Genomic DNA, 13,741 nt, shown 5'->3' with positions numbered 1-13,741 from the left:
ACGATCACAATGAAATCAATTGCTATTAGCGGTTCTTTGAGAAAGAACGTAGGGAAACGAGATGCGAAGGAGCTGCGCTATGAGGGTAAAGTACCCGCAGTGCTCTATGGTGGTAAAAAACAATACCACTTTGCCGTATCCGCAACTGATTTGAAGCCGGCTATCTATACGCCGGATGTTCATTTCATCGACTTGGATATCGACGGTACAACTTACCAAGCGATCCTCCAGGATGCTCAATTCCATCCACTTACCGATCAGGTGCGCCACGTGGACTTCCTGGAATTGAATGATAAAAAGGAAGTCTCATTGAATGTCCCCATCAAACTAACCGGAACATCACCTGGTGTGAAAGTGGGTGGTAAGTTGATCCAGAAACTGCGCTCCCTCCGGGTAAAGGCACTTCCCAAAGATTTGCCACAATACATCGAAGTGGGCCTTGAAAGCCTTGAAGTGGGTAAGTCGGTACAGGTGGGCAGCATTCAATTGGAAAATGCGAAAGTGCTCAATAATGCGGACGACACCATCGTATCGGTAATCATGTCGCGTGCCTTGCGCCAGGCTGAGCAAGAAGCCGCAAAGGCCGACAAGAAAAAATAACTTGACGGGCACCATCGTGTGCATGTACGAAAAAGCATCAGCCTATCGGTTGGTGCTTTTTGGTTTATACCCATTCAATGAATAAGTTTGCACCAAATGGCAAAAAAACAGCTAGTTGTAGGTCTTGGTAATATCGGAGCGGAATATGCGGACACCCGGCATAACATCGGCTTTATGGTAGCTGATGAACTGGCAAAACAGGCGGGCGTGACTTTTTCCACCCTGCGGTATGCCTATTACACCGAGTACCGATACCGGGGCAACCAGGTGTATTTGATCAAGCCTACCACCTACATGAACCTAAGTGGCAAAGCTGTAAATTATTGGATGCATGAACTAAAAATACCTGTGGAAGATATCTTGGTAATCGTTGATGAAATCGCGCTGCCCTTCGGAAAACTACGGTTGCGTGCAAAAGGCAGCAGTGCCGGTCACAACGGACTGAAGAGCATTGAAGCGTTATGCGGAGGGCAAGGTTATCCGCGGTTACGCTTTGGGGTGGGTGATAATTTTCCCAAAGGCAGGCAAGTGGATTACGTATTGAGTGGATTCGATGACGATGAACTCATCGAGTTACCTCAACTTATCAACCGCTCCGTAGAACTTGTCAACAGCTTCGTTCATATCGGTATAGAAAGGACCATGAACCTATTTAACAAGTAAGACGGAACAGGGCGTTATTTCCCTTTATCGTTGTGGCTTTTGGTCGTAATTTCGATAACTCCGTTTGCGCCTTTTTCTCCGTACCTCTCTTCCCCGCTTTTCCCTTTCCACACGTGTACGGCATCAATCCGACTCGGCGATAACGAGCGAAGTGCTGTGGCATCCTGCGCTTCCCCATCGATAACGATCAGCGCATCACCGAAATTTCCTTCTCCCCAGGTCGATACGGTATTCGGCGTAGCCTGGGATCTGTCTTGCCAATTATCCTTTCGAATCGTCACGGGGTGTTCTGTCGTTTTGTATCCCGTAATTCTTATCGTGGTGTCCTTGGTCGTAAGGTGCGGCTTTTCTTCATTTCTTCTGCCTTTTTTTGATGTAATGAGAATCACACCATTCTTTCCCCGGCTCCCGTATCGTTCAATAGCAGATTTTTCTTTCAGCACATCAATGCTTTCGATCGTTTCGGCACTCAGATTCTTGAGATCACCTTCAAAGGCCTCTCCGTCTACCAAAATCAAGGGTTGTGCCTGAGCTGTATCAACGCTCACCTTAACAATCCCTCGTCCCAAGCGTTCGGACGGCAAATCGCTCCACCACGGCGGCTTATTTCCAATGGAATCCTCAACGATCACTGGCTCCTCCGCTTGATATTCATAAGCACGCGACACCGTAAACACCAACACAAACGCAGCAATTACCGGAACCACCAATACATATTTCCCCAGCTGCAACCGGGATGAATTTCGTTTGTTCATCATCATAATCCGTCGTTTTAAACTTTTGAAATTAAAGCCGTTGCCAACGTCTGAATACCGGCTCGATTGTTTCCCTATGGACAATAAACTGTACTGGTAGGCTTTCTTGTCTATCCCACTTAATAGCACCTTCCTATCGGTAATAAACTCCAGGTTTTCACGAACGGCGGTACGCATCAACCATATCCCTGGGTTAAACCAGGAAAACACACTACCTAATTCAGCCAGCAATACATCGAACGTGTGCAATCCATCCACATGAACTTGTTCATGTTTGAAAATCTCCGCCAGATCCCGCTGCTCGTAATTGTGTATATTCACATAGATATGCTGCCAAAAGGAAAACGGCAAGATATCTCCGAAAACCTGACGATACCTGAACCATTGCCATATTGAGGGTTGTGATTGCCGATGAATACGCCACAGACTCAGCAGACGGACTGTCAACCGCACGGCACACCACAAGGTTCCCATCCCAATCAAGCCCAGTAGCCACGTCCACCAATCAAATGTCTCGGTCGGAACCTGCTGCCAGTCTGGAATCACATAAACCATTTCAGTGGGTATTATATGCTCGGATGTCTCCAGCCAGTTTGTTAGATCCACCAACGGATAAGTGAAGGAAAAAATCAGAGAAAACAGAAGGTAAAATCGGTTGAGGGTATAGAAAGTCAATCTACGCAACAGCAATCGGTATCCGAGATAGAACAGGATAACCGAAAGGTTGACCTTCAATAAGTATATCATCACTTCCGGCATGGCTAGTTGCTTTTGTTCTCTTTAATCATCCGGACAATCTCATCCAACTCATCCGCGCTGATCTTTTCCTCTTTGGCAAAAAAACTCACCAATTCTTTATAGGAATTACGGAAATAATCACTTACAAATCCGCTCATAAACAATTTCTTATATTCCGCTTCATCAATAACTGCTTCATACCGATACGCGTTGGCATACTTCACCGCCTTTACGTAGCCCTTACGTTGCAGGTTCTTGATCGTTGAGGCGAGTGTCGTATAGGGCACTTTTTCCCCAGACATGGTATCCAGCAATTCTTTGATAAACCCACCGCGGTTGCGCCATATTAGTTGCATTGCTTCCTCTTCCTGCTGCGTTAATTTTTCCATCTCAGTTACGTTTTCGTCGTAAATATACGAAAGATTCGTAAACAACCAATTTATTTAAAAATTTCCGTGATTAAAATGCGAGGGTTGTGGATATCCAAAGCGGCTACAATGTCAACGTTACATAAAGTTAGGTATCAAAATCGGTTCAATCGCTTTAATGTTTTCCCAATTACCGTACGTTTCCGCTTTCAAAAGCGTCTAAAATAGGCGGCGGAAAGAACGGTAATTGCGGAGCCTTTATCAGTGCCGATAAACGACGAAAATGCGAATAAATTAACATGCATAAGCAAGGTAATAAGTTGCATATAAACGCTAATTTATCTATGTTTGCAATTCATCCAAAAAAATTATGTCAGAAACAGCTTCTATATCACTAAACGGCAACTCTTACAATCTACCCATCATTACAGGAACTGAAAACGAACAGGGCATTGATATTTCAAAATTAAGGGACTTATCGGGCGCGGTGACGCTAGACCCGGGCTATAAGAACACGGGTGCAACGAAAAGCGAAATCACTTTTTTGGATGGTGAGAAGGGCATTTTACGTTACCGTGGGTATCCCATTGAACAACTGGCTGAAAAATCGACATTTTTGGAAGTGGCCTATTTACTCATTTACGGTGAATTGCCTTCGGCCGATACACTGGCAGATTTCCGCAATAAAATCAGCAGACACACGCTGATTCACGAAGACATGAAAAAATTTTTTGACGGTTTTCCGTCAAAGTCACACCCGATGGGCCAGTTATCCTGCCTGGTGGGGGCACTGTCTGCATTCTATCCGGAATCACTCGACCCCAACCCCAGTGAGGAAGATGAAAACCTCACCATCATGAAACTACTCGCTAAGATGCCTACCATCGTTTCATGGATTTATAAGAAATCATTGGGACATCCGGTCATCTATCCGCGTAATGAGCTTAATTACGTGCATAATTTTATGAACATGACGTTCGGGCAGATTACCGAAGATATCACCATCGATAAATCGGTAGTAAGCGCGATGCATAAACTACTGATCCTGCATGCGGATCACGAGCAGAATTGTTCTACCTCTACGGTGCGTATCGTGGGGTCTTCCAACGCCAACTTATATGCGTCCATCTCCGCAGGCATATCGGCCCTTTGGGGGCCGCTACACGGCGGCGCCAACCAAGCGGTCATTGAAATGCTCGAAAACATTAAAAAAGACGGTGGTGACAGTGCTAAATGGCTGGCCAAAGCCAAAGATAAAAACGACCCGTTCCGTTTGATGGGATTCGGCCACCGTGTATACAAGAATTTTGATCCACGCGCCAAAATCATCAAAAAGGCATGTGACGACGTGCTGGAAAAGCTGGGCATCAACGATCCGGTATTGGAGATAGCTAAAGAACTGGAAGAAGCAGCGCTGAAAGATCAGTATTTCGTAGATCGCAAGCTCTATCCCAATGTCGATTTTTATTCCGGCATCATTTACCGTGCGTTGGGATTCCCCACCGATATGTTTACCGTACTTTTTGCCCTTGGCAGGCTGCCCGGTTGGATTGCGCAATGGAAAGAAATGAAAGCCAACAAGGAGCCCATCGGCCGGCCGCGGCAGATTTATACCGGTAACACCCATCGGGACTATATACCGTTTGATCAACGATAATCAAAGCCTCGTAAGCCTATAGATTTTCCTTAAAGCATTCATGAGCACCTATAAAACAAAGCATCGCGAATAATCTACTAACTTACTATATATTATGGCGTCAAATACTTATGTTTGCACGACATTTAACATATAGGACGAATTGGTCTTTTATATCACATATATTGTCGTTGGTATTGCCCTGTTTGGGTTCATTGCGGGTTTTACATTGTTTGCCGTATACAGTGAACGGAAAATAGCTGGATTTGTTCAAGATCGGCTCGGCCCAATGGAAACTGGCAAACACGGCACGCTGCAAACCTTGGCCGATATCCTCAAACTGATTCAAAAAGAGTTCATTACGCCTGCTGCGGCCGACAAAATTTTGTTCGTGGCAGCTCCTGTCATCATATTTGTGGCCGTATTCCTAGGATTTGCGGTGATGCCATGGGCGCCGGGACTCGCGCCCTCGGCGCTCAATTTAGGGCTCTTCTATGTCATTGCAATTATCTCGGTAGACGCCATTGGCTTATTAATGGCCGGCTGGGGTTCTAATAATAAGTTTTCCTTATTGGGTTCGATGCGCGCCGTCGCACAGATTGTATCGTACGAAATCCCTTCCGGCTTGGCACTCATCTCGGCAGTGATGATTACCCAGACACTTCATATGCAGGAAATCGTCATCAATCAGGGTATCGCGTCGCAAAACACCTTGCTTTTCCTCGGACTGTGGGACGTATCCAACATCGGAGGTCTGCTGGCATGGAACGTATTTCAGGCACCACATCTGTGGGTGGCTTACCTGATTTTCTTCATCGCATCGCTTGCGGAGTGTAACCGGGCTCCGTTCGACATCCCGGAAGCTGAATCTGAGCTGGTGGGCGGTTTCCACACCGAATATGGAGGCCTTCGGTTTGCCTTTGTTTTCCTTGCAGAATACGCCATGATGTTTTTGGTAGCCATGATTGGCGTAGTCGTATTCCTCGGCGGTTGGAATACACCGTTGCCGAATATGGGGAGCGTCCGGTTGGCAGATTGGACTACCGGATGGATCTGGGGGATTTTCTGGACACTCTCCAAGACATTGCTGATTGTGGGCGTACAGATGTGGATCCGGTGGACACTGCCACGGCTTCGGGCAGACCAGCTAATGGCACTGTGTTGGAAAGTGCTTACGCCGCTGGCTTTTCTATGCATGGCCATTTCAGGAGTTTGGCGGGTATGGGTGATGGGGTGAAAGTTGAAATTAAGAAAAAATGTTCAAAATAGCGTTACAAGCATTCATTACCGCAGCGAAAGGATTGGCGATTACGCTCGCTCACCTTTTTGGTGCACGCCGGTCGCGTGAAGTGCTAGATGTGCGCAAAGCGGATTATTTCGATAAACAGGCAGGTGTTACAACCGTTCAATTCCCACGGGAGAAAATGCCGATTCCGGAAGTTGCCCGGTATCAACTGGATGTCGAAATAGACGATTGCATTGTCTGCGATCTCTGTGCCAAGGCATGTCCCGTGGATTGCATCACCATTGAATCCGTGAAAGCTACCGATGTAATCGGAAAAACATCCGATGGAAGCGTAAAACGCCTATATGCTGCCCAGTTTGACATTGACATGGCCAAGTGTATGTACTGCGGTTTATGTACCGTGGTTTGCCCCACGGAATGCATTACCATGACCGACCAATACGATCGCAGCATGACCAACTTGGCTGAACTGACCTATTCTTTTGCAGAAATGACGCCTGCCGAAGTCGAAGAGAAAAAACGGGAGTGGACCAAATTCCAAGCTGAAGAGGAGGCGGCCAAACGGAAATAATGAACATCACGGCGCTTGTGTTTTATGTTTTTGCAACCCTGGCGATCGGATCGGCACTGCTGCTGGTTAGCATGCGGAACATTGCCCGTTCCCTCTTTCTATTTTTCATCGTTCTTTTTTCCGTTGCCGGTTTATATGTATTTGCGCTGGCTGATTTTGTGGCGATTACGCAAATCCTCGTTTACGTGGGTGGCGTATTGATTCTGATGCTTTTTGCTTTCATGCTTTCCAACAAGGAATTGCTGAATGACCTGCAAATCGGAACTTCCCATTTCTTTGCCCTGCCCGCCTGGCAGTCGCTCGTCATTGCGGTTTCATTCCTCGCCATACTGGTCTATACGTCCCTGCAATTGGGCGCGGATGAACCCGGGTGGATCGCGGCCTCCCGCGAAGCGGGCACGGTACTTACTCCCACGGATCAAACCATCCAGCACATCGGCGTTCAGATCATGACCCGGTACCTGCTGCCGTTCGAAATTGTCTCTGTATTGCTGATGATGGCGTTGATCGGCGCGGCCCATCTTACGCGAAAGGAGGCAACGTCATGATCCCGCTTACGCATTTTCTCGTGGTAGGAGCCTGCTTATTTGCCATCGGCTTATATGCCGTCCTGGCGCGGCGCAATGCCATTTTGGTGCTGGTAGGCATTGAACTGATGATCAACGCGGCGATTCTGAATCTGGTAGCTTTCGGCCGGTACGACAAAACGATGTACGGCGGACAGGTATTCGCACTGTTTGCGATTGTATTGGCGGCGGCGGCGGTAGCCGTGGCATTGGCCATTATTCTCAATGTATATAAATTCTATCGGTCGGTGAATCCCGAAGACATAAAAAATTTAAAGGATTAAGAAAGAAAACATTGCCTACGACTGCACTGACATATCCCCTACTGGCTGCGCTATCGGCGGTGTTATTGCCTTTCATCGGATTCCTCCTATCCGCCGCACTCGGCAAACATGCCCGGAACGGTGCGATCTCCATCTCTGCTATTTCATTGAGTTTACTGGCAGCGTGTTATGCATTCGCCCAGGTTTGGAATCAGGCCCCGGTCCACATCCAATGGCATTGGTTTACCATCGGCGAGCAGGCATTTCACGTAGGGCTTTTGCTCGATAACATGGCCGTGCTGATGCTCGTATTGGTATGCGTGATCGCATTGCCTGTACACATCTATTCCGCCGCGTATATGAAAGGAGATCCGGGCATCCATCGCTATTGGACGTACCTGAGCCTTTTCTGCTTTGCGATGCTCGGACTGGTCGTGGCCGACAATCTGCTACTGATGTACATCTGCTGGGAACTGGTCGGGTTTGCGTCCTACCTGCTCATCGGATTCTGGTTTACCAGAGACTCCGCTGTACAGGCCAATAAAAAGGCCTTTATCGTCAACCGGATCGGAGATATCGGTTTCCTCATCGGCATCGGCATCGTATACAGCCATCTCGGCACATTGGACACTGGAACACTGATTTCCACTCCGGAAACCCTACCGGCACCTTGGCTTACCGTGGCCGGCCTCGCGTTTTTCCTTGGTGCCATGGCCAAGTCGGCGCAGTTCCCGCTCCACGTATGGTTGCCCGATGCCATGGAAGGACCTACATCGGTGTCCTCCCTGATCCATGCCGCCACCATGGTGGCCGCCGGCGTATTTTTGCTCGCCCGCTTATTTCCGGTGTTCAATGAAACCGTCTTGCTGGTGATCGCCACCACCGGGGCAGTGACGGCCTTTGTTGCCGCCTATTTTGCATTGACCCAATACGACATCAAGAAAATACTGGCTTTTTCCACGATTTCGCAATTGGGCTTCATGATGGTCGGCATTGGCATCGGCATGTATCCGGTAGCGTTGTTTCACCTGGTTACCCATGCGTTCTTCAAGTGTCTGCTGTTCCTGTGCGCGGGAGCCATCATTCACGAGATGCAGCACGTCAAGGAAACACATGCGCTGGATATTGACCCGCAGGACATCCGGAATATGGGCGGCCTGCGCAAGCACATGCCCCTTACGTTTGCCACCATGCTTATCGCCTCGCTGGCATTGGCCGGATTTCCGTTTACCGGGGGCTATCTCTCCAAAGACGCACTGCTCGTACACACGTTTGAGTGGGCAGCCTTGCAATCCGGAGCGGCCAAACTCATTCCCTATGTCTTGGTCATCGTCAGTATGCTGACCAGCTTCTACATTTTGCGGCTTTTGGCCAACGTATTCTTCGGTTCACTTTCCAATCCTTTGGCCAAAAATAAGACTCATATACATGAGGCACCCATGACGATGCTCATTCCGATGCTGTTTTTGGCGGCTTGCTCGCTTTTCCCGTTGTTTTCGGTTAACCCGCTGAATGACGGTCATGTATGGCTGATGCAGGGATTGACCACCACCGTCTCCACCTTGCCCCCACTCCCGCTGCTGCACCTCGTCATTCCCCTGCTAACCACCGGGGCAACCTGTATGGTGGCGATTCTCGCATGGCATTGGTACGTTAACGGCAAATACCCCCTGAAAACCAATGGCTTGCTGTATCGGCTGTCCCAGCATCAGGGATACCTCGACGTGCTCTATAATGTGGCCATCGTGCGCCCCATTTTCCGGCTATCCCACCTCTTGCTGTGGGTAGACTACCACGTGGTAGATGGCACAGTAAACGGTCTTGCCGCCTTGGGCCGGTCGCTCGCTGCAACGGCAGCGTGGATAGACCAACGTCTGGTGGATGGCCTTGTTCGCCTGGTCGGCAAAATTGCCTGGGGATTGGGCCATATATTCCGGCGTTTGCAAACCGGCGGCGTGCAACGGTATTTCGCCACCCTGTTTCTTGTAATTCTGGTAATCCTGCTTTATCATATCGTCGTGCTCCTATGAATCCGCACCTATTGACCATACTCGTTTTCATGCCGCTGGCGGCTGCACTCTTGATGTCGTTCATTCCGGCAACCCAAAAAACGCTCTATAAATATGTGGCGCTGCTCACAGGCCTATTGCAGTTGATATTAAGTGGGGGTATGTATTACCTCTTCCAGCCTAACGGCGCAGGCGTCACCGAAGCACACCTGTATCAGTTCGTGGATCACATCCCCTGGATACGGCTGGACATGGGCAGTCTGGGGCAATTGGAGATCGATTATTTCGTTGGAGTCGACGGGCTTTCCATGCCCTTCCTATTCCTCACGGCACTCGTCATGGTCGTCGCCATCGGTGCCTCCTGGAATATCCAGAAAAGTGTCAAGGGCTATTTCATCCTGTTGATGATCCTCAATATGGCGGTCATGGGCGTCTTCGCTGCCCTGGATTTCTTTCTATTTTACATCTTCTATGAATTGATGCTGCTGCCGTTGTATTTCCTCATCGGTATCTGGGGCGGGGCAAGGCGCGAGTATGCGGCCATCAAATTTTTCCTCTATACGCTGTTTGGCTCGGTGTTCATGCTCCTGGTCATTGTGGGTCTCTATTTCTCGGTAACCAATCCCGAAACCGGCGCCCATACATTCAACATGCTGCACATGATGAATCCGGCTAATTACGTACCCAATGCCCTATTCTCCGTCGCCGCCGGCCACGAGCTGATCGGTATTTCGGCACGCCTGCTGGGCTTCATCGTCTTATTCGTTGCTTTTGCCATCAAGGTACCCATCGTACCCCTGCATACCTGGCTTCCCGATGCGCACGTGGAAGCGCCTACGCCCATATCCATCATACTCGCCGGTATCCTGCTCAAAGTGGGAGGATACGGCATCCTGCGTATCTGCTTTAGTATTTTCCCGGATGCGGCCGAGCAGTCGGCTTGGTGGCTGGGGCTCATCGGGGTCGTATCGATCGTTTACGGTGCATTGGTTGCGCTCGCCCAGCGCGACCTGAAACGCATGATTGCGTACTCGTCCGTATCCCATATGGGATTCGTCTTGCTGGGCGTTGCCTCGCTTACCACGGAAGGAACAGCAGGAGCCATATTCCAGATGATGAGTCATGGTTTCCTCTCTGCTGCCCTCTTTTTCCTCGTGGGCATGCTGTACGACCGTGTACACGACCGTAACATCTATCACTTCCGGGGACTGGCAGGTATCATGCCCCGGTTTACCGTGTTTGTGGCCATCACCTTTTTTGCTTCGCTGGGTTTGCCCGGATTTTCTGCATTCATCGGTGAGGTGTTCGTCATCATCGGCGCCTTCAACGCGGAAACAGTCAATGGCATCCTGCCGCGGTGGATGGCCATCGCCGGTTCATTGGGTATCCTGCTGAGTGCCGCTTACTTCCTGTGGACGTTGCAACGCATGTTTTTCGGTCAACCGCGCCTTAAAGGAGGCGAAGAATGGACAAAATCACTCGTCGATGCGTCCCCGCGCGAAACACTGATTATGGTACCCATGCTTGGGTTGGCGCTAGCCCTCGGTGTATATCCAGCCCTGGCGTTTGACAAGATCAACGCTTCTGTATTGGCCCTGGTGGAATTGGTGGTTACTAATTAAAGTTGGAGAATTGAAAATGCCCCAGCTACTACCCGACATAAGCACTAAACTGGATCATATCCTCGCCGGGCTGCCCGTGTTGCTGCCCGAAATGGTATTGACGGTTACGTTCCTCGTGAGTATCGGCACCGGATTGTTCGTAGACCGGTGGTGGAAACAGGGTACCTTTGCCGTTACCGTTGCGGGTATTATATTGGCGGGGGGCTATAGCATATTGCAACTATCACAACCCACGGCAAGCGATTTGTTGTTCGGGATGCTCGAAGCTGATGCCTTCGGCCGATATACCCGTGTACTTACCGCAGCGGTTTGCCTCTTATTCGTTCTGTTTGTACACGCAAATCAAGGATTTAAGGCCCATCCGAAGAAGACGGCCGACCTATACAGCATTCTCCTGGCTGTCCACATCGGACTTAATCTGATGGGTATGGCCACCAGTTGGTTGATGGTCTTCGTATCCATTGAAATGGTGTCCATCGGCTCGTACCTCATGGTGGGCTACCTTGCCAAAGAAGCACGACAGACTGAAGCTGCTATGAAATATGTGCTTTTTGGATCCGTTTGTTCTGCCGTGATGCTATACGGCCTTTCTTTCCTTTACGGATTCACAGGCAACCTCGATTTCACATCCGCTGCCCATATTCAGGGCTTGGCGGCCACTGCCCCGCTGCTTACCGCTATGGCACTGCTGTTTGTCTTCACCGGTATCGGTTTCAAGCTCTCATTCGTGCCATTCCACTTCTGGACGCCCGATGTATATCAGGGCGCTCCTACCCCTGTGACGGCTTTCTTATCAACCGCTCCGAAGATTGCCGGTGTGGCGCTGCTTGCGCGGATCCTGTATGCTTGGCCCGTGGAAAGCTTGGCTTACCAATACCTGCATACGCTAATACTGGTATCAGCTATCGTCACCATGCTCCTGGGCAATCTAGCCGCACTGCGCCAAACCTATGTCAAGCGAATGATGGCCTATTCGTCGATTGGCCATACGGGCTTCCTGATGATGGCCGTACTGGCCTATTCAGCGGGGGAATACGGTGTCCTTCTGTTTTATCTGTCGGTTTATTCATTGATGAACATGGGCGTATTCCTGTTTGCAGACTACATCGAATCGCGAACCGGAGCCACCGATGTATCTGAATATAATGGATTAGGCCCGGCGATGCCGGTGGCATTTGTCGGCTTCGTGTTGCTACTCATTTCCCTCACCGGCATCCCTCCTACCTCGGGATTCGTCGCCAAGCTGCTGGTCTTTACCGCGGTTTTTGGCAACTGGCAACTGACCGGCAATCCGGGCATGATAATTCTCCTGATCGTTGGGGCGCTCACGACCGTTATTTCCCTCTTTTACTATTTCAAGATACCGCTGAATGCGTTTCTTCGGAAACAGGAGGGATCCGTGGACATCAGGCCCACTCAATCCTATCTCGTTTTGATAGCGACGCTGACCGTCTTAGCCGTATTGCTGCTGGGTATTTTCCCCGATTGGTTGGTCGGCACCTTCCAAAAATAAAAATGTCACCGGATCTTAAGAAGATGGCTGGTCTTTCCGAGAAACGCGTCTTATTTTCAACGCCAAAGCCACATAGCTCAACAATCCAAATACAACCGTCAATATCATCAGTGTAAGCAGTTGCGGATGGATCGCGCCTAACCATCCCTCTTGCATCAGCAGGATGCGGTATCCGCCGAGAAAATGTGTGAGTGGGATGACGTCTGCGACCACGGAGACCCAGCCGGGCATCTGACTCAGTGGCCAAGTAAATCCGCTGAGGACAAAGCTCGGGGTAGCCACGACCATCAAGACCTCGGTCGCCTTTAGCTGGCTGGGTATCAGTATACTCACCAAGATCCCCATAAACGAGGACGCCGCGATAAAGAGCATAAACAGTAATAGACTCGGACCCGGTTGATGCGGGATCAATGGTACGTGGAAGTATTGTTGCAGTCCCCAAAAGAACAAACCGATCGGGATCATCATCAGCCAATAAGGCATACATTTAACCAAAATCGCCTTGAGAGGTGAACGCGTTTGCGCCAACAACTCCGACTTGAACGTACCGCGTTCGTATTCCTGCGCAAAACTTAAAGCCAATGCCAATAACAGCACCTGCTGCACAATCGTAGCGAGCATGCCGGGCCACAGAAAACTCATGTAATTGGACGACCGGTTATACAAACGCACGTAGTTCGTGCTGAATGCTTGGTATTTCTCTGAGACCGCATAATCCGGCGTACCCCGCTTACGGAGCGCCTCCATTTCCAATCCGGCATTCAACGAACCCAGCACCACTTGGATGGACCGCGACGCATAGTTGGCCGTAAGGATATTCGCCAGATTAATCTGGACATTGACTTCCGGCGAACGATTCTGGAGTACATCCGCTTCAAAACGATCGGGGATAACGACAATTGCCTGCCCATCCAGCCGGATCAGGTCCCGCTTCAGGTCCAGTCGCTCAGGCTTGACCTGCACAACATGGAGCACCTCATTATCGTTGAGCATGTCAATCAGCCGATTGCTCAGCGGCGTATTGTCCTGGTCTACCACGAGGATGTTCAGGTCGGTCACCTTACCTTTTTGATACACAAACCCAAACAGCACGCCGTATAAGACCGGCGCCCCGATGAACAGCAGTCGCAGTACGGAGTTTGCCCAGAAAAGCTGAAACTCGCGTTTGACTAATTGGATGAACGTACGCAT

The 13,741-nt window shown here is 49.7% G+C and carries 13 protein-coding genes; 10 read left to right on the top strand and 3 right to left on the bottom strand.

Annotated features, from left to right (window positions below):
* Positions 1-9 precede the first annotated feature (9 nt).
* Together BMZ56_RS01660 and pth are read left to right on the top strand one after the other, a co-directional pair.
* Positions 10-600, top strand: a complete 591-nt coding sequence (locus BMZ56_RS01660; RefSeq protein ID WP_090623248.1) for a 50S ribosomal protein L25/general stress protein Ctc — start codon at positions 10-12, stop codon at positions 598-600.
* 96 nt (positions 601-696) lie between these two features.
* Positions 697-1,263: an aminoacyl-tRNA hydrolase gene (pth, locus tag BMZ56_RS01655; protein WP_090623244.1), complete on the top strand. Its 567-nt coding sequence runs from the start codon at positions 697-699 to the stop codon at positions 1,261-1,263.
* A gap of 14 nt (positions 1,264-1,277) precedes the next feature.
* Here pth and BMZ56_RS01650 read toward each other — a convergent pair whose 3' ends face one another.
* Positions 1,278-2,777: a M56 family metallopeptidase gene (locus BMZ56_RS01650; RefSeq protein ID WP_090623240.1), complete on the bottom strand. Its 1,500-nt coding sequence runs from the start codon at positions 2,775-2,777 to the stop codon at positions 1,278-1,280.
* A 2-nt stretch (positions 2,778-2,779) separates the two neighbouring features.
* Complete coding sequence (locus BMZ56_RS01645; RefSeq protein ID WP_090624418.1) at positions 2,780-3,145, bottom strand: BlaI/MecI/CopY family transcriptional regulator; 366 nt, start codon at positions 3,143-3,145, stop codon at positions 2,780-2,782.
* Positions 3,146-3,494: 349 nt separating this feature from the next.
* Here BMZ56_RS01645 and BMZ56_RS01640 point away from each other — a divergent pair, with 349 nt between their 5' ends.
* The 8 genes from BMZ56_RS01640 to BMZ56_RS01605 all read left to right on the top strand — a co-directional run bounded on the left by BMZ56_RS01640 (position 3,495) and on the right by BMZ56_RS01605 (position 12,550).
* Positions 3,495-4,781 carry a citrate synthase gene (locus BMZ56_RS01640; protein WP_090623236.1) on the top strand — a complete coding sequence of 429 codons (1,287 nt, stop codon included), beginning with the start codon at positions 3,495-3,497 and terminating at the stop codon, positions 4,779-4,781.
* 142 nt (positions 4,782-4,923) lie between these two features.
* Complete coding sequence (gene nuoH, locus BMZ56_RS01635; protein ID WP_090623232.1) at positions 4,924-5,997, top strand: NADH-quinone oxidoreductase subunit NuoH; 1,074 nt, start codon at positions 4,924-4,926, stop codon at positions 5,995-5,997.
* Positions 5,998-6,016: 19 nt separating this feature from the next.
* Positions 6,017-6,577: a 4Fe-4S binding protein gene (locus BMZ56_RS01630; protein ID WP_090623229.1), complete on the top strand. Its 561-nt coding sequence runs from the start codon at positions 6,017-6,019 to the stop codon at positions 6,575-6,577.
* Positions 6,577-7,125, top strand: coding sequence for an NADH-quinone oxidoreductase subunit J family protein (locus tag BMZ56_RS01625; RefSeq protein WP_090623226.1), 549 nt, complete (start codon positions 6,577-6,579; stop codon positions 7,123-7,125). The genes BMZ56_RS01630 and BMZ56_RS01625 overlap by 1 nt, the downstream gene beginning before the upstream one ends.
* Positions 7,122-7,427, top strand: a complete 306-nt coding sequence (nuoK, locus tag BMZ56_RS01620; protein WP_090623222.1) for an NADH-quinone oxidoreductase subunit NuoK — start codon at positions 7,122-7,124, stop codon at positions 7,425-7,427. Before BMZ56_RS01625 ends, nuoK begins: the two co-directional genes overlap by 4 nt.
* 11 nt (positions 7,428-7,438) lie before the next feature.
* A complete protein-coding gene (gene nuoL, locus BMZ56_RS01615) occupies positions 7,439-9,436 on the top strand; it encodes an NADH-quinone oxidoreductase subunit L (RefSeq protein WP_090623218.1) in 1,998 nt (665 codons plus the stop codon).
* Positions 9,433-11,037 carry a complex I subunit 4 family protein gene (locus tag BMZ56_RS01610; RefSeq protein WP_090623214.1) on the top strand — a complete coding sequence of 535 codons (1,605 nt, stop codon included), beginning with the start codon at positions 9,433-9,435 and terminating at the stop codon, positions 11,035-11,037. Before nuoL ends, BMZ56_RS01610 begins: the two co-directional genes overlap by 4 nt.
* A gap of 16 nt (positions 11,038-11,053) precedes the next feature.
* Positions 11,054-12,550, top strand: a complete 1,497-nt coding sequence (locus BMZ56_RS01605) for an NADH-quinone oxidoreductase subunit N (protein ID WP_090623210.1) — start codon at positions 11,054-11,056, stop codon at positions 12,548-12,550.
* A gap of 15 nt (positions 12,551-12,565) precedes the next feature.
* On the opposite strand, the gene BMZ56_RS01600 is transcribed toward BMZ56_RS01605, so the two are convergent.
* Positions 12,566-13,741 carry an ABC transporter permease gene (locus tag BMZ56_RS01600; protein ID WP_090623206.1) on the bottom strand — a complete coding sequence of 392 codons (1,176 nt, stop codon included), beginning with the start codon at positions 13,739-13,741 and terminating at the stop codon, positions 12,566-12,568.

The sequence above is a fragment of the Parapedobacter indicus genome (assembly GCF_900113765.1).
Lineage (GTDB): Bacteria > Bacteroidota > Bacteroidia > Sphingobacteriales > Sphingobacteriaceae > Parapedobacter > Parapedobacter indicus.
Note: the sequence above shows the minus strand (reverse complement) of the source record. Positions and strands in the feature narration are given on the sequence as shown.